Origin of the sequence: Actinoplanes sichuanensis (genome assembly GCF_033097365.1) — a bacterium.
GTDB lineage: Bacteria > Actinomycetota > Actinomycetes > Mycobacteriales > Micromonosporaceae > Actinoplanes > Actinoplanes sichuanensis.
Genome location: NZ_AP028461.1, coordinates 6,567,837 through 6,587,364 on the forward strand (window position 1 = coordinate 6,567,837; position 19,528 = coordinate 6,587,364).

Below are 19,528 nucleotides of genomic sequence, written 5' to 3' on the forward strand. Positions count from 1 at the left end.
ACCCATCCGGTCAAACCGGCAGCGTGTCCGCCACCGGGGTGATCGGGTCGGGGACCGGGCGGCCGAAATGGTAGCCCTGGGCGTAGTGGTAGCCGAGTTCGCGCAGATATTCGGCCTGCTCCGCCGTTTCCACCCCCTCCGCGACCGCCCGCAGGTCCAAGCCCGCGCAGACGTGGATGAGGGCGTCGACGACGACCGCGCGTCGCCCCGGTTCGGTGATCTCGTCGACGAAAGACTTGTCGATCTTCAAGACATCGACCGGCACGGTACGGAGCAGGCCCAGCGATGAGTGCCCGGTGCCGAAGTCGTCCAAAGCTATCCGGATGCCGGCCCGGTGCAGGGTCTCGACGGCCTCGATGGCGGTGCCGCCGCCGAAGATGGCGGTCTCGGTCACCTCGACCAGGAGGGCGGCCGGCTCAAGGCCGGTCTCGGCCAGGATCGCCAGGACGACGGCCGGGAAGCCGGGTTCGCTCAGCTGGCGCGGGGACACATTGACGCTGATGTAGAGCGGCGCCTCCGCGCCCAGGGTGGTACGCCAGTCGGCGAGCCGTCGGCACGCGGTTCGCATGATCCACTCGCCGAGTTCGACGATCAGGCCGTTGTCCTCGGCGACGGGGATGAACGCGGCGGGGCTGACCGGCCCGCGTACCGGATGGGTCCATCGCACCAGGGCCTCGACGGCGACCGGGCGATCGTCGCGAAGGTCGATGATCGGCTGGTAGACGACCTGAAAGTCGCCGTCGTCGAGGCTGTGCCGCAGGTCGGCGCCGAGCCGCTCGGCGGCTTCGGTGCGTTCGTCCAGCTCCGGCGTGTATTCGACGAGCTGGCCGCCGCTGGTCTTGGCCGCGTACCGGGCCGTGTCGGCGCGGCGGATCAGCTCGGCCGCACCGTCGAGAGAGACGCCCGACACACCAGAGGAGGCTCCGGAGACAGAACCGGTTCCGGCACGGTCGGCGATAGAAGAAGTAGAAGACGAGGGCAGGGCCGAAGAGGAGATAGACGACAGACGCGGGCCCGAAGAGGTAGCGGGCAGGGCCGAGGGAGCAGAGGAGGCGACGCCCATGCGGGCGTTGAGGAGTAGTTCGTGCTCGCCGGCGTGGACGGGGTGTCGCAACACCTCGGCGAGACGGCCGGCCACGGCCTCGCCGTCGCCGGGCAGCGTGTCGTGGACGAGGACGGCGAATTCGTCGGCGCCCATCCGGGCCACCACGTCGCCGTCGCGGATGCTCTGGCGGAGCAGTTCGGCGACGGCGATCAGGGCCTGGTCACCGACGGCGCGGCCAAGGCGGTCGTTGACGTGTTTGAAGCCGGCCAGGTCGATCATGATCATGTGACAGGGGGCGGTTTGTACGGCGAGGGTGGCCCGCTGTTCGAAGTCGCGGCGGTTGGGCAGGCCGGTGAGGTCGTCGCGCATGGCCAGTTCGCGTAGCTGTCGGGCCTGTATGTCGACACGCGAGACGTAGCCGCTCATGCGTGTGGCGACGAGGACGAAGAGGGCCATCGAGCCGACGGCCACGGCGGCCCAGCTGACCCGGCCGCCGCCGTGTTCACCCTGGACCAGGAGCACGGCGGGGACGAGAAGGGTGGAGCCGGTGAGGACGAGCAGGCGACTGCGGCCGAGGCCGTCCCGGTCGCCGGTGACCGGCCGGGCCATCGATGGGTGGGCGGCCGCGGCGGCCCAGCAGGTGTAGGCGACGAGGTATCCGGCGTAGAGATAGACCGGGTCTACCGCATGGGGCAGGAGTGTGTAGGAGATGTTGCCGGCCAGTGTGATGGCGCTGCCCGCGGTAAGCAGCCACAGGCTGGGGCTGCGCGGGCCGCGGCGCAGCAGGATCGGCGTGATCACGGCGCAGAGCAGGACGCCTACCGTCGGGTATCCGGCGGTGACCAGGCGGGTGAGGACCGGTATCGAGGAGTCCGTGACGACCGGCTCGATCATGAAGGTCCAGTAGACGATGCCGACGCCGACACCGATGATCGCGGAGTCGATGAGGTTGCCGCTGAGGAAACCGCGGTCGGTGCGGCGTTCCCTGGTGAGGCGGAAGAGCGCGACCGTGAGCATCGGGTAGGCGCCGAGGTAAAGGGCGTCGGCCCAGGAGGGGAAAGCGGCCGCACCACCGACCAGGATCTGGACGGCGTAGACGATGTCGCCGAGGATCCAGGTGGCGACTCCGCTCACGAAGAGGTACCAGTTGCCGGCCGAGGCCGGACGGTTGCGACGGGTGCCGGCCATCATGACGACGCAGGATCCGGCAGAGACGGCGGTCGAGACGGTGAGAGAAACCCACCCGTAGGGCAGTGCGGTGTATCCGACGGCGACGACCAGCCCGCACATCAGCCAGACCAGCCATCCGGGGACACGCACAAGTCTCGGCACGACGGTCACCATCGGCCGGACCCGGCCGGAGTTGAGCACCCGGCTCACCCGGGGCGGGCCGCCGCGCATCCACGCCATGGGCACGGCCGGCGACGACGTGGCAGACCCGCTGCGGCGCGCGGATACCGCGATGCACGCCGCCGAACGCGACCCGGAGTCCGCCTACCTCGTCCACAAGAGTGACAGCGCCGCAGCGGCGCGGAACGTCACCGACCCGCAGCAGCCGGACAGGACGGGTGGGCCGGCGGCCAAGACGAAGGGCGGGCCGAGCCGACGCGAGACGGACGGCGCGAGGGGCTGTCAGGAGGCCGAGCGGCGCGGGGCGATCTTCAGGTCGGCCTCGATGGCCGCGGTGGCGGCGAGCAGCGGGGGCAGGATGCGCGCCCGGATGTCGTCGACGGTGGCTCGGGCCGCGTGGATGGAGACGTTGACGGCTCCGGTCACGGTGCCCGCGCGGTCCCGGATCGGGGCGGCGATCGCGCGCAGGCCCTCCTCGAGTTCCTGGTCGACGATCGCGTGGCCCTGCCGCCTGACCTGCACGAGTTCGGCGCGGAGCGCGTCCGGCGTACAGATGGTCCGGTCGGTGAGGGGTTCGAGTTTGGCCCGGCCCAGGTAGGCCTCCAACTCGGCGGCGGGTAGCCCGGCGAGGATGACCCGGCCCATCGATGTGGCGTATGCCGGGAATCGGGTGCCCACATTGATGGCGACCCGCATGATCCTACTTGTCGGGACACGGGCCACATACACGATATCGTCACCGTCGAGCACGGACATCGACGACGATTCGCGGACCTCGGCGACGAGACGTTCGAGGTGCGGTTCGGCGACTTCCGGCAGCGAGATGCTGGAGAGGTACGAGTACCCGAGCTCGAGCACCCGCGGGGCCAGCGAGAACAGCCGCCCGTCGGTGCGCACGTACCCGAGATCGGTGAGGGTGAGCAGGAACCGGCGGGCCGCGGCCCGGGTGAGGCCGCAGACCCGGGCGACGTCACTGAGCGTGAGCTCGGAGTGCTGTGCGTCGAACGCGCGGATCACCGCCAGTCCCCGCTCCAGCGACTGAACGTAGTACGGTTCGCGCGGCATCAGATGATCGACCCGAATCGTTGACGTGACACGGGGCACATCATAGCGTTCTCCATGAGAACTCACGTTCGTCATGCGCACACATTTCGAAGGAGTAAATATGCGGCGACTTCTCGCGGGGCTCGCGGCGGCTGCGCTCGCCGGCTCCCTGGTGGCCTGTGGTTCCGATTCCGGCGGCGGGGCGAAGACCGAGGGCGGTGCCGACCAGGTCAAGGTCGGCGTCATCCCGATCGTCGACGTGGCCCCGATCTACCTGGGGCAGCAGAAGGGCTTCTTCAAGAACCGCAACATCGAGCTCACCCTGGAAGCCGGTCAGGGTGGCGCCGCGATCGTGCCGGGTGTGGTGAACAACCAGACCCAGTTCGGCTTCTCCAACCTGACCTCCCTGATGATCGCCCAGACCAAGGGTCTGCCGATCAAGGCGGTCGCCGCCGGTGTTTCGTCGACCGGCGAGGCCGGCAAGGACTTCGGCGCCGTGGTCGTGAAGGCGGACAGCCCGATCAAGACGGCGAAGGACCTGGCCGGCAAGAAGATCTCGGTGAACACGCTGAAGAACATCGGCGACACCGTCACCCGCGAGTCGGTCCGCAAGGCCGGCGGCGACGACAAGACGCTGAACTTCGTCGAGATGGCCTTCCCGACCATGCCCGCCGCCCTGGAGAAGGGCGAGGTCGACGCCGCGTGGGTGGTCGAGCCGCAGCTGTCCACGATCAAGGCCGCCGGTGGCCGGGAGATCGCCTCGACCTTCGTCGACGCCGCCCCGAACCTGACCGTCGCCGCGTACTTCACCTCGGAGAAGCTGATCGCCGAGAACGCCGACCTGGTCAAGCGCTTCACCGAGGCGATCAACGAGTCGCTGACCTACGCCGACTCGCACCCGGACGAGGTCCGCACGATCCTCGGTTCATACACCAAGATCGACGAGAAGCTGCGCGCGTCGCTGGTCCTGCCGAAGTGGCCGACCCAGATCAACGAGGCGTCGGTGCAGACCCTGGCGTCCCTCGGCGAGAAGGACGGCATCTTCACCGGTACTCCGGACCTGGCGAAGCTGCTGCCGTGACAACGGCCCGCCCGGCCAACCCGGTCCGGTCCGGCAACCCCGCTCTGCTCGGGGTTGCCGGCCTGGCCGGGTTGCTCCTCGTCATCGAACTGGCGCCCCGGATCGGGCTGGTCGACGAGCGGTTCCTGCCGCCGGCCAGCACCATCCTGGGCGCCCTGGTCGACGAAGCGTCAGACGCCGCGTTCTGGACGGCGCTGTCCGACACCATGGTCGCGTGGGCGATCGGCCTGGCCATCGCGGTCGTCGCCGGGGTGCTGGCCGGCCTGGTGATCGGGTCGGTTCCGGTGTTGCGGGCGCTGACCGCGTCGACAGTCGAGTTCCTGCGGCCGATCCCGTCGGTGGCGCTGATCCCGCTCGCGGTGCTGATGTACGGCACCGACCTGGGCTCGACCCTGCTGCTGGTCTGCTACGCCTCGTTCTGGCAGGTCCTGGTCCAGGTCCTGTACGGGGTGGCGGACGTGGATCCGGTCGCCTTCGAGACCGCGAAGAGTTTCCGCTTCTCGGCGTGGGCCCGGATCCGGTACGTGCTGTGGCCGACTGCCCTGCCGTACGTGTTCACCGGCATCCGCCTGGCCGCCTCGGTGGCTCTGGTCCTGGCGATCACCGCCGAACTCGTGATCGGCTCGCCGGGCCTGGGCAAGGAGATCGCGGTCGCCCAGTCCTCGGACGCCGTGCCCACCATGTACGCCCTGGTCGTCGTCACCGGCATCCTCGGTGTCCTGATCAACCTGCTGGCTCGTACCGGCGAGCGCCGCCTGCTCGCCTGGCACCAGTCCGTGCGGGGAGAGGTGCCTGTGTGATGGTGACCATCGCCAAGAGAGTCGGGCTGGCGGTCGCTTTGCCGCTGGTCCTGTTCGTGGGCTGGTACGTGTTCAGTGCCGGCAGCACGAACTTCTACGCCCCGCCGCTGTCCAAGATCCTGACCGCGTTCGGCGACACCTGGCAGACCGAGCGTCTGAAGGCCGACGTGCTGCCGAGCCTGTTGCGCCTGTTCGCCGGATACCTGCTGGCCGCTCTGATCGGCATCGGTCTGGGTGTGGCGATCGGCCTGAACCGCCGGCTGCGCGCCACGATGGAGCCGGTTCTGGAGTTCTTCCGGGCCATCCCGCCGCCGGTGCTGGTGCCGGTGATCATGCTGTTCGCCGGGATCGGGAACGGCATGAAGGTCACCGTCATCGTGTTCGGGTGCATCTGGCCGATCCTGCTGAACACGGTGGAGGGCGTCCGCGCGGTGGACAGCGTGGTGCTGGACACCGCACGCTCGTACGGGGTGAACGGGCCGGCCCGGCTCACCCACGTGGTGCTGCCGTCGGCCAGCCCGCAGATCGCGGCCGGACTGCGCCAGGCGCTGTCCATCGCGATCATCCTGATGGTGATCAGCGAGATGTTCGCCGCGAGCAACGGTCTCGGTTTCACCATCGTGCAGTTCCAGCGCAGCTTCGCGATCCCCGAGATGTGGAGCGGGATCATCCTGCTCGGCCTGCTCGGTTTCATGCTGTCGCTGCTTTTCCGGCTCGCCGAGCGGCGGGTTCTGCGGTGGTACGAGGGCCTGCGCGCGGCGCAGCGCGCCGGCTAGGGGGCGACGATGCTCGAAGTCAAGGGATTGCGGAAGGTCTACCGGTCCGGAAGTCGCGAGGTCGAAGCGCTTCGGGACCTGACGTTCACTGTGGACAACGGCGATCTGGTCTGCCTGGTCGGCCCGTCCGGCTGCGGCAAGACGACGCTGCTGCGCTGCATCTCCGGCCTGCTCGACCCGACCGGCGGGGACGTCCGCGTCAACGGCAAGGCGGTCGACGGTCCGCCGGAGGGCATGGCGGTGGTCTTCCAGGAGTACGGGCGGAGCCTGTTCCCCTGGATGAGCGTGCGGGACAACGTGGAGCTGCCGCTCAAGCAGAAGAAGGTGGCCAAGGCCCGCCGGGCCGAACTGGTGGAGCAGTCGCTGGACGCGGTCGGCCTGTCCGGCTCCGAGTCGGCCTACCCGTGGCAGCTCTCCGGCGGCATGCAACAGCGGGTGGCGATCGCCCGGGCGGTCGCCTATGAGCCGCAGACGCTGCTGATGGACGAGCCGTTCGCGGCGGTCGACGCGCAGACCCGCGCCGACCTCGAGGACCTGGTCCGTAAGCTGTGGAAACGGCTCGGTGTGACGATCCTGTTCGTCACCCACGACATCGACGAGTCGGTGTATCTGGGGCAGCGGGTGGTGATGCTGTCGTCGTCACCTACCGTGGTGCAGGACGAGTTGGTCATCGACCTGCCGGCCGAGCGCGACCAGCTGACCACCCGGGCCGACCCGGCGTTCATCGCGATGCGGACCAGGGTCTACGAGCAGATCCAGGCGGCGAAGAAGAACGCCGGACAATAAACCCGCAGAACAAAAGGGCCCGGTCATCCGTACGAGATGACCGGGCCCTTTTTGACTCAGCGAACGCCGATCGCGTCCTGGATCTCGGCCCGCGCATTGTCTGCGCCGCTGAAGCCGAAGGCGGAAACGGCGGCCGGATTCGGCTGCGGAATCGGGTCGCACTGCTTGTCGGAACGGTTTCCGCGGACCCGGTCCGGCAGTTCGCCGGTGGCCAGGTAGGCCGCGATGGTGTCGTCGGTGCAGGCGATCCCGTTCAGCGAACCGGAGTGGGTGGTGCCGCCGACGCCCTCGATGAGGACCGACTTCGGGAAGCGCTTACGCACCTCGATGGCGCCCGAGTACGGGGTCGCGGCGTCGTTGGTCTCGGCGATCAGCAGGATCGGCGGAACCTTCTTGCCGTTGATCTCGACGGGCTTTCCGGCCTTGGCGCCCCAGTTCAGGCACGGTGCGTTGTACCAGGCGTTGTTCCAGGTGATGAACGGGTACTTGGAATAGATCTTCCAGTTATCCCGCTGCCATTTCGACCAGTTCTGCGGCCACTTCACATCGGTGCACTGGACGCCCAGGTAAACGGCGTAACCGTTGTCCGAACCGGCCGCGCCGGGCTCGGCGTACTGATCGAGCAGCGGCGCCGGGTCCTTGTCGTTGACCCAGGCGGCGAACGCCGAGGCGACGTCCTCCCAGCCGAAGACGTAGTAGCCGGCCGAGACGAAGATGTCGTTCCACTCGTCCGGGCCGATCTTGCCGGCGGCCGGGCTCTTGATCAGCGAGTAGAGCGTCGAATAGTACTTCTGCTTCACCACCTTGGCCGTCTTGCCGAGGTGGTAGGTGGCGTCGTTCTTCGCGACCCAGCCGAAGAAGACGTCCATGTTCTTGTCGAACTGGATGTCCTGGTCGAGGTTCGCGTCGTACCAGACCCGCTCGGGGTTGACCACGCCGTCGAAGACGAACCGGCGGACCCGGTCCGGGTGCTGCGTCGCGTAGACCTGGCCCAGGTAGGTGCCGTACGAGAAGCCGTAGAAGTTGATCTTCGACTGGCCGAGGGCCTTGCGCAGGCTCTCCATGTCGGCGACCGAGTCGGTGGTCTTCAGGTGGTCGAGCAGGGCGCCACCGGCCGCGTCGCACGCCTTCGCGTACCCCTTGGCCTTGTTCAGCCAGGTGTTCTCGAGCTGCCGGGTGACCGGGACGTAGAACGGCCTGTTGTAACCGGCGTAGTTCGGGTCGCAGGCCAGTGACGGGACGCTCGAGCCGACGCCGCGCGGGTCGAAGCCGATCCAGTCGTAGAACTCGCCCGCGCCGTTCGGCACGTACTCGCCGAGCACCGCCAGGCCGAGACCGGAGCCGCCGGGGCCGCCCGGGTTGGTGAGCATGACGCCCTGGTAGGCGGAGTCGGCGGACTTGTGCTTGATCCGCGAGACGGCAATCTTGATCTTGGTGCCGTTCGGCTTGGCGTAGTCGAGCGGCACCACCAGGAACCCGCACTGCGCGCCACGCGCCTGGAGACTGGGGCGCGTACACGTACCCCAGTCGATGGCTGGTGGGGTGTAGCCGCCGGTCTTGGCCGTCGCTGCCGCCGCGACCGGAATCGTGCCGGCGCCGATCAGGAGACCGACGGAGGCGGCGATGGTGGCCGCCAGGATTTTCTGCATCCCTTGCCTTCCGCTTGTCGAGCCGCCCGTCCAGCCGGTCCGGCCCGGGGCGGTTCCCGCAGCCTAACCATCCAGACATGGACATGCGCCCACATGCAGATATGGGCATGAGTTCATGCCACGGTAGGTATCGATTGATATGAAAGCCCAGCCGCTCTCCGGTGCGATGCTTCGGACTCTGTCCGTTCCCCTCAGTACACGGAGGACCACCCCGTGCGAGCACTATCCATCGTGGGCGTGGCCGGGCTGATCGCCTCGGGCCTCGCCGTCGCCACCCCGGCCCAGGCGGCCGCCGCGGCGCCGGACATCCCGGTCGCCAACGTGAAGGCCCACCTCACCCAGCTGCAGAGCATCGCCACCGCCAACGGCGGCAACCGCGCCCACGGCCGGCCCGGATACCTGGCCTCGGTCACCTACGTGAAGAACCTGCTGGACGCGGCCGGGTTCACGACCACGCAGCAGTCGTTCACCTACAACGGAGCGACCGGCTACAACCTGATCGCCGACTGGCCGGGCGGCGACACGTCCGACACCCTGATGATCGGCGGGCACCTGGACAGCGTCACCGCGGGCCCCGGCATCAACGACAACGGATCCGGCTCGGCGGGCATCCTCGAAGTGGCACTGCAGGTCTCCCGCTCCGGCTTCCAGCCCGACCGGCACCTGCGTTTCGCCTGGTGGGGTGCGGAGGAGCTGGGGCTGCGCGGCTCGACGGCGTACGTCAACTCGCTGACCACGGCGCAGAAGGCGGCGATCACCGGGTACCTGAACTTCGACATGATCGGCTCGCCCAACCCCGGGTACTTCCTCTACGACGGGGACAACTCCGACGGCACCGGATCCGGCCCCGGCCCGGCCGGCTCGGCACAGATCGAAGCCACCCTCGCCGCGTACTTCACCTCGATCGGTGTACCGACCCGCGGCACCGACTTCGACGGCCGCAGCGACTACGGCCCGTTCATCGCCGCCGGCATCCCGGCCGGTGGCATCTTCACCGGCGCCGAGCAGTCCAAGACGTCCGCGCAGGTCGCGCTCTGGGGCGGTACCACCGGCCGGTTCGACCCCTGCTACCACGCGTCGTGCGACACCACGTCGAACATCAACGACACCGCGCTGGACCGCAACAGCGACGCCATCGCGTACACGGTGTGGACGCTCGCCGACGGTGGCACCACCACGCCGCCCGGCACCACGGTCTGGTCCGACGGACTGGAGACCGCGACCGGCTGGACCCAGGGCACGACCGACACCGCCACGGCCGGCCGGCTGGAGCGCGGCAACCCGGAGGCGACCACCAGTTCGGGCGTCGCCACCCAGCTGAACGCGGCCGCCGAGGGCAGCTACGCCCTGGTGACCGGGGCCACCGCCGGAGCCAGCGCGGGCGCCAACGACCTGGACGGCGGGATCACCACGATCACCTCGCCGTCGATCACCCTGCCGACCGGCACGCTGACCCTCAGCCTGTCCTGGTACCTGGCCTACCTGAACAACGCCACGAGCGCCGACTACCTGCGCGTCCGGGTGGTGTCCGGGACGACCACGACGACGGTGCTCAGCCAGACCGCGGCGGCGGCCAACAAGGCGGCGGCCTGGACGACCGCGACGGCGAACCTGTCGTCGTACGCCGGACAGACGATCCGCATCCAGGTGGAGGCAGCCGACGCCGGCACCGCGTCACTGGTCGAGGCGGCCGTCGACAACCTCGTGATCACCCGCTCGTAGGACGGATCCGCCCGCCGGCCCCGTGCCGGCGGGCGGAAATCCTCAACCCCGGATGCTCCCGGCCGATCGGGGACCTCAGTCCCGGCCCCGGTCAGTAGTGAGGAGCACCCCCATGACGCAGCCCGCCGGATGGTATGCCGATCCGAGCGGCCTGCCGGCGCAACGCTGGTGGGACGGCCGGCAGTGGACCGACCACGTCCAGCCCGGCGGCACCCCGATACCGCCGCCGAACGGGTACTTCCCACCGGTCCCGCCCAGCGGACCGGCCGCACCCGGAGCGCACACGATCGCGCCGGACGACCCGGAACAGGCCCCGCTCTACGCCACCCAGCCGGCCGGATTCCAGCACGGTGGCCTGCCGACCCTCGCCGAGTCCCGGCCCGCCGCTCCGCCGCCGCATCCCGAGGTGCCGACCGTGCCGTACTCGATGCCGCCCGTCGACGCCGTCGCCGAACGCCTCGGTTTCGCCCCGCCCGCCCCGGCCCCGCAACAGCCGGTCCCGGCCGGCTGGCGGCGGATGGCCGGGCCGGTGGCCCTCGCCTTGGTCGCGGCGATCGTGCTGGCCCTGGTCACCTTCATCCTGCTGGGTCACTGACCGGTCCGGTCAACGGCCGGGAGCGCACCGAGAGCGTTTCGAGAGCGCCGTCGACGATCCTGTGACCACGCCGGGCGGGGTTCACGCCCCAAGCTGCAGCCCCGCCCGGCCCGGACCGATCCTCAGTCGGACAGGTCCCGGTGGATCGCCCACAGGGCCACCGGAACCGCCGCCGCGGTCCACGCGAGCAGGAACAGCAGGGCCTTGGTGTTGCCCGCGGAGGCCATCGCGAACGAGGCGAACGGCAGGCCGATCGCCATCCGGTTGATGATTCCCTCGGCGAACAGCAGCCAGGCGAAAACGCCACCGAGCAGCCACAGCGGACGCCGGACCACCGCGGTGCACAGCGTCCCGAAGACCGCCATCACCGGCGCCACCAGCACCGTCGACCGGTAGTGGGCGGCGTTGTCGTCGAGCAGCACGGCCACCCCGCTGACCGCGGCCAGCACCGTGCCGAGCACCGCCGCCGAGAGGCACTGGGCGATCAGGACCCGCCACCGGTGCGGGTGGTTGAGGTAGACGAGGACCATGGTCCGGTGCTGGAAGTGCTGCGCGGTCACCGTCACCGCGATGCCGAAGGCGCCCAGCCCGGCGAAGAGCGACCAGGCCTCCCGGCTGAACCAGCCGAACAGCGCGGCCATGAAGGCGAACCCGATCAGTGCCAGCCACGACGACATGATGCTGACGCTGCGGTACAACTCGCTGCGCACGACGGCGATCATCGGGCCTCCGACACGCTCATGAAGATGTCCTCCAGGTTCTGCGACTCGGCCACCAGCTCGTAGACCGCGACCTGCGCGGCGAGCGCGATGTCACCGGCCTCCTCCGGACTGAGACCAGAGACGAACAGAAACGGCCCCTGCGGTACGACACTCGCGCCGTAATGCTCGAAGGCCTTGGTCAGCCGTTCCGGGTCGGCGCCCCGAACCCGCAGCCGGGCGGTCCCGGTCAGCTCGGCCAGCGTCCCGGACGCCAGGATCCGCCCCTGCCCGATGATCACCACGTCGTCGACGAAGTGCTCCAGCTCGGCCAGCAGGTGACTGGAGATCAGCACGGTGCCCCCGCCCGCCGTGTGCGCCAGCAGCAACTCCCGGAGCCAGGCCATGCCCGGCGGGTCCAGGCCGTTCGCCGGTTCGTCGAGCACCAGCACAGACGGTTCGCCGAGCAGGGCGGTGGCCACCGCGAGGCGCTGCTTCATGCCGAGCGAGTAGTCGCCGGTCCGTTTGGTGGCGGCGTCCTCCAGGCCCACGTACTCCAGCAGTCGGCCGACCCGCTCGCGGGGGAAGCCGCCGAGCAGCGCCTGGGTGCGCAGGTGGGCGTACCCGGATTGACCCGGATGGCTCAGGCCCTGCTCGATGACCGCGCCGACGTGCCGGACCGGGTGGTCGAGCTCCCGGTAGCGGCGGCCGTTGATCAGGGCGGCGCCCTTGGTGGGCCGGGTCAGCCCGAGCAGGATCCGCAGGGTGGTGCTCTTGCCGGAGCCGTTGAGCCCGAGCAGGCCGGTGACCCGGCCGGGAGCGGCGGTGAACGTCACGTCGCGGACGGCGTCCACCTTCCCGTAGGTCTTCGTCAGATCCCGGATCTCGATCATGCCGGGCATTCTCCCGGCCCCTGTCAAGCCCTCGGACGGTAACTGTTCGATCACTCCGGCCGGCTCTGAGAGCCGGCCGCGGAAGTCCGAAGTGACCGATCACGGATAGACGGGTGCGCTTGGGGTATTGGACGGATAGCGTGATCACCACGTGGTTCGGTCAGTCCCAGCCCTCCGGCGGAAGGACCGCATGTCCGGAAACGGTTCGCCGGCACATCGTGCGCCCGGTTCGGTTCAGCGCAACCGGCTGATCGCCGTCGGCGTGGGTGTGGCGCTGCTGGTGATCCTGCTCTTCGCGCTGCTGGCGTACTGCACGACACCCGACGATCCGGGTTCGACGACCGCGGATCCGGGCAGCAGCGTGGGCGCGTCGGCCACCGGTTCGGCGGTGCCGCCGAACGGAGGCGGCGAGGCCGCGCCGATACCCAGCGGCAGTACCCCGGGCACGCCGACCGAGGAGGTCACCACCGCGGATCCCACCGGGTCACCGGAGGACGAGACCGGCGGTGGCGGCGATGACCCGGAGGACACGTCCACACCGGAGGGTGGGGTGGACGCCGGTGGTGGCAGCCAGACCGACGGCCGACGACTCGCCCTTCTGGTGACGGGTGGATTCCTCCTGGTCGCGGCGGCGGGCGTCGGGACGTACGCCATCCGTCGACCTCCGCACCATCGCTGACCGTGCCCCGGCCGCGCATCCGTGATCGTCGGGCGGCGGCGTTCGCCGTCGTCCTGGCGCTGCTCGGCGCCCTGACCGTCGCCATCGGACTGCGCACCGAGGACGGCCTGCCACCGCTTCCGGCCGCCGCACCCGTGCTTCCGGCTCAGGCGGCGCCCCGGGCTGCGGAGGCGGACGCCACACCCCCGGCGGCGGCGAAGGCGGCGCCCACGCCGGTGACGGCCCTGCAGCGGGCGATCCCGGTGCGGCTGCGGATTCCGGCGATCGGTGTGGACACTCCGATCATGCAGCTGGGGCTGCAACGGGACGGGTCTCTGGAGGTGCCGCCGCTGCGCGGCGACGCGCCGGCCGGCTGGTATCGCGACTCGCCGACGCCGGGCGAGACCGGCTCGTCGGTGCTGGCCGGGCATGTGGACACCGCGCGGGACGGCCCGGCGGTCTTCTTCCGGTTGCGGGAGCTCAAGACCGGAGACCCGATCGCGGTACGGCGTGACGACGGCACCGTGGCGACGTTCCGGGTGTCGCGGGTCGCGCTCTATGCCAAGCGGGACTTCCCGACGGCCGAGGTGTACGCGCCGATCAACCGCCCGGGGCTCCGCCTGATCACGTGCGGCGGTGCCTTCGACCGGAGTGAGGGCAGCTACCGGAGCAACGTGGTGGTGTTCGCCGACGCCGCGCATTAGGGGTCCGAAACCGATTCCGGGACCGGTTCCACCCCTCTTTTCGGTCAGCTTGGTTCCGGAACTCGCCAGGTTCATACCGATCTTCGCGGTATGCCGGTTACCCCTGCTTGACATGGAGCTTCGACGATTGGTTCTGTGACGGGCATCATTGCGATCTTGTTTCGGAAGGAATCCCTCCGCATGACGAGACCCCGCCCGATCCGTCGCGCCGCCACGGTGGCGCTCACCCTCGGGCTCGCCCTCAGCGTGGCACCGGCTCTGCCGGCCGCCGCGCACGGTTGGACCGCCGGCGTCCAGGACCTCGGCCCCAACGTCACCGTCTTCGACCCGAGCACGCCGGTCAGCCAGATCCAGGCCACCCTGGACGCGACCTACGCCAAGCAGGTCGACAACGAGATGGGTACGGCCCGGTACGCGTACCTGTTCAAGCCGGGTACCTACGGCACCGCCGAGCAGCCGCTCCAGATCAAGGTCGGCTACTACACGGAGATCGCCGGTCTCGGGGCCAACCCCGGGGACGTGGTGATCAACGGCAAGGTCGAGGCGTACAACCGCTGCCTCGGTTCCGACCCGGCCAACCCGAACTGCATCGCGCTGGTCAACTTCTGGCGCACCCTGTCCAACCTGACCGTCAACATCAACGGTGCCGGCCAGGACGGCTGCCGCCAGACGGCCAACTTCTGGGCCGTGTCGCAGGCCGTCTCGCTGCGCCGCACCCAGTTCACCGGCGGCACCCTGTCGCTGATGGACTACTGCACCGCCGGTCCGCAGTACGCCTCCGGTGGTTTCATCGCCAACTCCAAGCTGCCGACCACGGTCAACGGTTCGCAGCAGCAGTGGCTCACCCGCAACAGCGAGGTGGAGAGCTGGTCCAACGCCGTGTGGAACCAGGTCTTCTCCGGCGTCACCGGAGCGCCCGACGACTCGGCGTTCCCGAACCCGCCGTACACCACGCTGCCGACCACGCCGGTCAGCCGGGAGAAGCCGTTCCTGTTCGTCGACGCCAAGGGCAAGTACCAGGTCCGGGTGCCCGCGGCCAAGCGCAACACGGTCGGCTCCTCGTGGACCGACACCTCCGGCCGTACCATCGCGCTCTCCGATTTCTACGTCGCGAAGCCCGGTGACTCGGTCGCGAAGATCAACCTGCAGCTGGCTCTCGGCAAGAACCTGCTGCTCACGCCGGGCGTCTACGACATCGCCCAGAGCATCCACGTGTTCCGTCCGAACACCGTGGTGCTCGGTCTCGGCCACGCCACGCTCACCGCGGTCAACGGCTCGATCCCGCTGGACGTCGCCGACGTTCCCGGCGTGATCGTCGCCGGTGTCACCATCGACGCCGGCACCAAGGAGTCCCCGGTTCTGCTGCGCGTCGGCCGGCAGCACGGCCTGGGCTTCACCTCGGCGGCCAACCCGACCACGCTGAACGACGTGTACTTCCGCGTCGGTGGCCCGCACATCGGCAAGACCAACATCGCGCTCGAGGTGAACAGCGACGACGTGCTGATCGACCACACCTGGGTGTGGCGCGGCGACCACGGCGTCGAGGGCTTCACCAACGGCGTGAACGGCGACACCGACCGGTGGAAGACCAACACCGGACGGTACGGCGCGGTCATCAACGGTGACGACGTCACCGCGACCGGCCTGTTCGTCGAGCACTTCCAGAAGTACAACACCGTCTGGAACGGCGAGCGCGGCACCACCGTGCTGTACCAGAACGAGCTGCCGTACGACCCGCCCACGCAGGCCGACTGGATGAACGGATCCGTCGAGGGCTACGCCGGTTACAAGGTCGGCAACAAGGTCAAGAAGCACCAGCTGTACGGCGGTGGCGTCTACGTGTTCAACCAGAACAACCCGTCGATCCACACGGAGAACGGGTTCGAGGTGCCGAACACGCCCGGCGTCAAGCTCAAGCACATCATGACCGTCAACCTCAGCGCCGGAATCGTCGACCACGTGGTCAACGGTGTCGGCGAGGCGGCGGACACCACGAAGGTCGGCCAGCCGGTCTTCGTGACGAACTACCCGGCAGTCCCGTAACACCCGCTGGTGGTCACCCGGTTACGGGGCGGGTGACCACCAGCACCGGACGGCCCGCCTTCTCGATCAGGGTCAGCGGCACACTGCCCAGCAGCCGCTGGGCCATCGCCGGACGGACGCTCGAGCCGGACACGATCAGGTCGGCCCGCTGCTCCCCCGCGAATCTGATGATCTGCTCGGCCGGACGGCCCGGCAGGACCGTGTGCGTCGCCTCGATGCCCGCGGCCGCCAGCCGTGCCGTGGCCGCCTCCGCCGCCTTCCGCGCCCGCTCGGTGTAGACACTGCGGGGCAGCGGCGCGAGATGCTCACTCTCCAGCTCGTCCACCGCGACCACCGCCACCGACGCGCCGGTCTGCCGCACCAGATCGGCGACCGCATCGGTCACCCACGGTTGCTCCGTCTCGGGGTTTGCGGCGAGCACGATATGCATGTCACTCAAGGTACGCGTAACGTCACTTATCCGCAGTGGACCTTTTTCTCGGGGAGCACTCATGGCGGATGTGGCACCGGTTTCCCAGCAGCCGGAACTCAACCGTGTCATCGGCCCGGCCCTCCTGCTGCTCTTCGTGGTGGGCGACATCCTCGGCACCGGCGTCTACGCGCTGACCGGCAAGGTCGCCAACGAGGTCGGTGGTGCGGTGTGGCTGCCGTTCCTGCTGGCGTTCGTGGTCGCGCTGCTCACCGCGTTCAGCTACCTCGAGCTGGTCACCAAGTACCCACGGGCGGCCGGGGCGGCGCTCTACACGCACAAGGCGTTCGGGCTGCACTTCCTCACGTTCATGGTGACGTTCGCGGTGATGTGCTCCGGGCTCACCTCGGCGTCCAGCGCGTCCAAGGCCTTCGCCGGGAACTTCGCCAAGGCCTTCGACCTCTCCCTCGGCGACGGCATCGCGCTCACCGCGGTCGCCCTCGGGTTCATGACCCTGGTCGCGCTGATCAACTTCCGCGGGGTCGGCGAGAGCGTCAAGGCCAACGTGGTGCTCACCTGCGTCGAGCTGACCGGTCTGCTGATCGTGATCGGGGTCGGCGCGTGGGCGCTCGGCGGCGGAAACGGCGACCTGTCCCGACTCACCGAGTTCAACACCCCGCCCGGAGAGAGCGTGCTGCTCTCGGTCACCGCCGGAACCGCCCTCGCCTTCTTCGCCATGGTCGGCTTCGAGGACTCGGTCAACATGGCCGAGGAGACCCGCGATCCGGTACGGATCTTCCCCAAGGTGATGCTCATCGGCCTCTGTGTCACCGGGGCGATCTACGTGCTCGTGGCCATCTCGGCGGTCGCGCTCGTCCCGCCGGCCGAGCTCGGCTCCGGCGACACGCCGCTGCTCAAGGTCGTCTCGGCCGGGGCGCCCGGCTTCCCGCTGTCGATCTTCGCGTTCATCACGATGTTCGCGGTCGCCAACTCGGCGCTGATCAACATGATGATGGCCAGCCGCCTGCTGTACGGGATGTCCAACGAGCGGGTCCTGCCCACCGTCCTCGGGAAGGTGCACCGCACCCGCCGCACGCCGTGGGTCGGCATCGTCTTCACCACGCTCATCGCGTTCGGGCTGATCTGGTTCGCCGACCTCACCGCGCTCGGCGGGACCACGGCACTGCTGCTGCTCTGCGTCTTCACCGTGGTCAACATCGCGGTGCTGGTGCTGCGCCGGGACCCGGTCTCGCACCAGCACTTCCGGGCGCCCACCGCGATCCCGATCGTCGGAGCGGTCGCCTGTGCCTTCCTGGCCAGCCCGCTGTCCGGGCGGGCCACGGCCGACTACCGGGTGGCCGGGGTACTGCTGCTCATCGGGGTGGTGCTGTGGGTGATCACCTATCTGTCCAACCGGTTCATTCCGGGCGCGATCTCCCGTACCTGATCGGGTGACCGGTCGTTTGACGGTTGTCCCGCACCTTTGGTGTAAAACCCCCGGACGTCGCAGGTGGTAGCTGTTCGACGTTGGTCGACACCCACGTCGAGACAGCTCATCGGGATGTGCAAAGCTGCCCGCTACCACAAGCACCCTCCTCTCCTGTCCGGAGGCCCGATATGGCATCATTCCTCTACTTTGTTGCCGGGCTCGTGATCGGCGCGATCGGCGGCTGGTTGGTTGGGAGACGCCGCACCGGCGCCACCACGACCACCAAGCCCGCCTCGGCGGCTGTTGTCGCCGCCCCGGCCGTCGCCGAGAGCCCCACCGCCGACAACGACGCGGCGGCCGTACCCACCAAGCCCTCTACCGACGCCTCGGACACCCCCACCGAGTCGATCGCCGCGGCGGCTTCGGACGACGCCGAGGAGAAGGCCGAGACCCTCGCCACGCCGGGCGCGACCGAGTCTGTCGCGGCCGCCGAGCGCGCCGAGACCGCCGACGCCGCTGAGGCCGCCGAGGCCGCCGAGGCCGCCGCCGAGCCTGCTGCGACTGAGCCGGCCGAGACTGTCGCCGCCGCAAGCGCCGCTGAGGCGACTGTGGCCGACGCCGAGCCCAAGGCCGCGGTCGCTGAGCCCGTCACCGCCGAACCCGCCGCCACTGAATCCGCCGCCACCGAACCGGTCGCCATCGTCGACGAGCCGGTCGCGGAGAGCCCCGCGGACTCCGACGAGCCGACGGTGAAGCTCTCCAACGGCAAGGGTGCCCAGTCCGCGACCACCGTGGACGAGCCCGCCGCGACCGTCGTCTCCGAGCCCGTCCCGGTCGTCACCCCGGCCGCCGAGCCCGAGCCGGTCGCCGCTGAGCCCGTCGCTGCGCCTGAGCCGGTCGCCGCCGCTAAGCCCGTCGCCGCCGCCGAGCCGGTCGCCGCGCCCGAACCCGTCGCCGCCGCCGAGCCCGTCGCGGCGCCTGAGCCGGTCGCCGCGCCTGAGCCCGTTGCGGCTCCGGAGCCCGTCGTCCCGGCGCAGGCCGTCATCACGGCCGAGCCGGACCTCGTGGGCACGCCCGCCCCGGTCGCCCAGCCCGACGACCTGACCAAGATCCCCGGTATCGGTCCTAAGGTCGCGATCGCGCTGGCCGCGGCCGGCATCACCACCTTCGCGAAGCTGGCCGACTCGGACGTGACCAGCCTCAAGCAGGCGATCAACGCGGCCGGCATGCGTGGTTCGGCGAGTCTCGCCACGTGGCCGGAGCGCGCCCGCGAACTGGTCGGCGCGAACAGCTGAACCCCCGGGTGGGCCCCACGGGCGCTCACCGCACGGACAGGGCGTGGCCCGGTGTACCGAGAGGCACCGGGCCACGCCCTTCGTCATGTCGCGCGACGCGCCGGAGATCCACGTCAGGGCGCGGAGGTGTGCGCTGCTCGATGCCGCTCGGGCCGGATGGTTGCAGGGCGGTTGTTGCCCAGGTCACTTGGAAAAGTTGCAGCTGGGGAGTGGAGCAGACGATGTATCGGGCTGTCCCCGAGGGGCGCAACCGAAGAGCAACGGAGGATCCACGATGAAGGTCAACGCCGCGTCGTCCTTTAGCTACGACAGCTCGGCCGCCTACGGCCGGTTGCAGAGTGCGCGGGCCAAGCTCGTCACCGACCAGATCCCCTGCGCCGCCGCGCCGTCCGTCATCACCGCCGACCGGGCCGCGGTGGTCCACGCCGAGGCCGAGGTCGCCAGGATCGAGGCGGCGCGGACGGGTGAGGTGGCCGCCTTCCAGCGGAGCGGCCGGTTCCTCGACGTCTTCGCCTGACCGAGGCAAGCCGGACCGCCGGACCCGCCGGTGC

At 69.6% G+C, this 19,528-nt stretch carries 18 protein-coding genes; 12 read left to right on the top strand and 6 right to left on the bottom strand.

Features of this window, described 5'->3' with window-relative positions; translation table 11 throughout:
- Positions 1-10: 10 nt before the first annotated feature.
- Both Q0Z83_RS30375 and Q0Z83_RS30380 read right to left on the bottom strand, forming a co-directional pair.
- Positions 11-2,335 (bottom strand): putative bifunctional diguanylate cyclase/phosphodiesterase, encoded by a 2,325-nt coding sequence (locus tag Q0Z83_RS30375; RefSeq protein WP_378078122.1) that lies wholly within the window; start codon positions 2,333-2,335, stop codon positions 11-13.
- Positions 2,336-2,677: 342 nt separating this feature from the next.
- On the bottom strand, positions 2,678-3,460 hold the full coding sequence (locus Q0Z83_RS30380; RefSeq protein ID WP_317786659.1) for an IclR family transcriptional regulator domain-containing protein: 783 nt from the start codon (positions 3,458-3,460) through the stop codon (positions 2,678-2,680).
- A 100-nt stretch (positions 3,461-3,560) separates the two neighbouring features.
- Between Q0Z83_RS30380 and Q0Z83_RS30385 the strand changes: the two genes are divergently transcribed.
- The 4 genes from Q0Z83_RS30385 to Q0Z83_RS30400 are packed head-to-tail and all read left to right on the top strand — an operon-like array spanning position 3,561 to position 6,882.
- Positions 3,561-4,520 (top strand): ABC transporter substrate-binding protein, encoded by a 960-nt coding sequence (locus tag Q0Z83_RS30385; protein ID WP_317786660.1) that lies wholly within the window; start codon positions 3,561-3,563, stop codon positions 4,518-4,520.
- Positions 4,517-5,320, top strand: a complete 804-nt coding sequence (locus Q0Z83_RS30390) for an ABC transporter permease (protein WP_317786661.1) — start codon at positions 4,517-4,519, stop codon at positions 5,318-5,320. Before Q0Z83_RS30385 ends, Q0Z83_RS30390 begins: the two co-directional genes overlap by 4 nt.
- Complete coding sequence (locus tag Q0Z83_RS30395) at positions 5,320-6,096, top strand: ABC transporter permease (protein ID WP_317786662.1); 777 nt, start codon at positions 5,320-5,322, stop codon at positions 6,094-6,096. Before Q0Z83_RS30390 ends, Q0Z83_RS30395 begins: the two co-directional genes overlap by 1 nt.
- A 9-nt stretch (positions 6,097-6,105) precedes the next feature.
- Entirely contained in the window at positions 6,106-6,882 is a 777-nt protein-coding gene (locus tag Q0Z83_RS30400; RefSeq protein WP_317786663.1) for an ABC transporter ATP-binding protein, read from the top strand.
- Between the two features lie 56 nt (positions 6,883-6,938).
- Here the strand turns inward: Q0Z83_RS30400 and Q0Z83_RS30405 are convergent, their stop codons facing one another.
- The gene (locus tag Q0Z83_RS30405) at positions 6,939-8,531 is read right to left on the bottom strand and encodes an alpha/beta hydrolase (protein ID WP_317786664.1); all 1,593 of its coding nucleotides are present in this window, start codon (positions 8,529-8,531) and stop codon (positions 6,939-6,941) included.
- 213 nt (positions 8,532-8,744) lie between these two features.
- On the opposite strand from Q0Z83_RS30405, the gene Q0Z83_RS30410 reads away from it, so the two are divergent.
- The gene (locus Q0Z83_RS30410; protein ID WP_378078107.1) at positions 8,745-10,253 is read left to right on the top strand and encodes a M28 family metallopeptidase; all 1,509 of its coding nucleotides are present in this window, start codon (positions 8,745-8,747) and stop codon (positions 10,251-10,253) included.
- A gap of 112 nt (positions 10,254-10,365) precedes the next feature.
- Positions 10,366-10,848: a DUF2510 domain-containing protein gene (locus Q0Z83_RS30415; protein ID WP_317786665.1), complete on the top strand. Its 483-nt coding sequence runs from the start codon at positions 10,366-10,368 to the stop codon at positions 10,846-10,848.
- A 122-nt stretch (positions 10,849-10,970) separates the two neighbouring features.
- Here Q0Z83_RS30415 and Q0Z83_RS30420 read toward each other — a convergent pair whose 3' ends face one another.
- Together Q0Z83_RS30420 and Q0Z83_RS30425 are read right to left on the bottom strand one after the other, a co-directional pair.
- The gene (locus Q0Z83_RS30420; protein WP_317786666.1) at positions 10,971-11,570 is read right to left on the bottom strand and encodes a hypothetical protein; all 600 of its coding nucleotides are present in this window, start codon (positions 11,568-11,570) and stop codon (positions 10,971-10,973) included.
- On the bottom strand, positions 11,567-12,439 hold the full coding sequence (locus tag Q0Z83_RS30425; RefSeq protein WP_317786667.1) for an ABC transporter ATP-binding protein: 873 nt from the start codon (positions 12,437-12,439) through the stop codon (positions 11,567-11,569). The genes Q0Z83_RS30420 and Q0Z83_RS30425 overlap by 4 nt, the downstream gene beginning before the upstream one ends.
- Positions 12,440-12,629: 190 nt before the next feature.
- Between Q0Z83_RS30425 and Q0Z83_RS30430 the strand changes: the two genes are divergently transcribed.
- The 3 genes from Q0Z83_RS30430 (at position 12,630) to Q0Z83_RS30440 (ending at position 15,844) form a co-directional block, all read left to right on the top strand.
- Positions 12,630-13,118, top strand: coding sequence for a hypothetical protein (locus Q0Z83_RS30430; protein WP_317786668.1), 489 nt, complete (start codon positions 12,630-12,632; stop codon positions 13,116-13,118).
- 2 nt (positions 13,119-13,120) lie between these two features.
- Entirely contained in the window at positions 13,121-13,801 is a 681-nt protein-coding gene (locus tag Q0Z83_RS30435) for a class F sortase (protein WP_317786669.1), read from the top strand.
- Between the two features lie 180 nt (positions 13,802-13,981).
- Entirely contained in the window at positions 13,982-15,844 is a 1,863-nt protein-coding gene (locus Q0Z83_RS30440) for a glycosyl hydrolase family 28-related protein (RefSeq protein WP_317786670.1), read from the top strand.
- A gap of 13 nt (positions 15,845-15,857) precedes the next feature.
- Here Q0Z83_RS30440 and Q0Z83_RS30445 read toward each other — a convergent pair whose 3' ends face one another.
- The gene (locus Q0Z83_RS30445; protein WP_317786671.1) at positions 15,858-16,274 is read right to left on the bottom strand and encodes a universal stress protein; all 417 of its coding nucleotides are present in this window, start codon (positions 16,272-16,274) and stop codon (positions 15,858-15,860) included.
- Positions 16,275-16,335: 61 nt separating this feature from the next.
- On the opposite strand from Q0Z83_RS30445, the gene Q0Z83_RS30450 reads away from it, so the two are divergent.
- The 3 genes from Q0Z83_RS30450 (at position 16,336) to Q0Z83_RS30460 (ending at position 19,494) form a co-directional block, all read left to right on the top strand.
- Positions 16,336-17,700: an APC family permease gene (locus Q0Z83_RS30450; protein WP_317786672.1), complete on the top strand. Its 1,365-nt coding sequence runs from the start codon at positions 16,336-16,338 to the stop codon at positions 17,698-17,700.
- A 170-nt stretch (positions 17,701-17,870) separates the two neighbouring features.
- Positions 17,871-18,977, top strand: a complete 1,107-nt coding sequence (locus Q0Z83_RS30455; protein ID WP_317786673.1) for a helix-hairpin-helix domain-containing protein — start codon at positions 17,871-17,873, stop codon at positions 18,975-18,977.
- Positions 18,978-19,251: 274 nt separating this feature from the next.
- Positions 19,252-19,494, top strand: a complete 243-nt coding sequence (locus tag Q0Z83_RS30460) for a hypothetical protein (protein ID WP_317786674.1) — start codon at positions 19,252-19,254, stop codon at positions 19,492-19,494.
- The last annotated feature ends 34 nt before the right edge of the window (positions 19,495-19,528 follow it).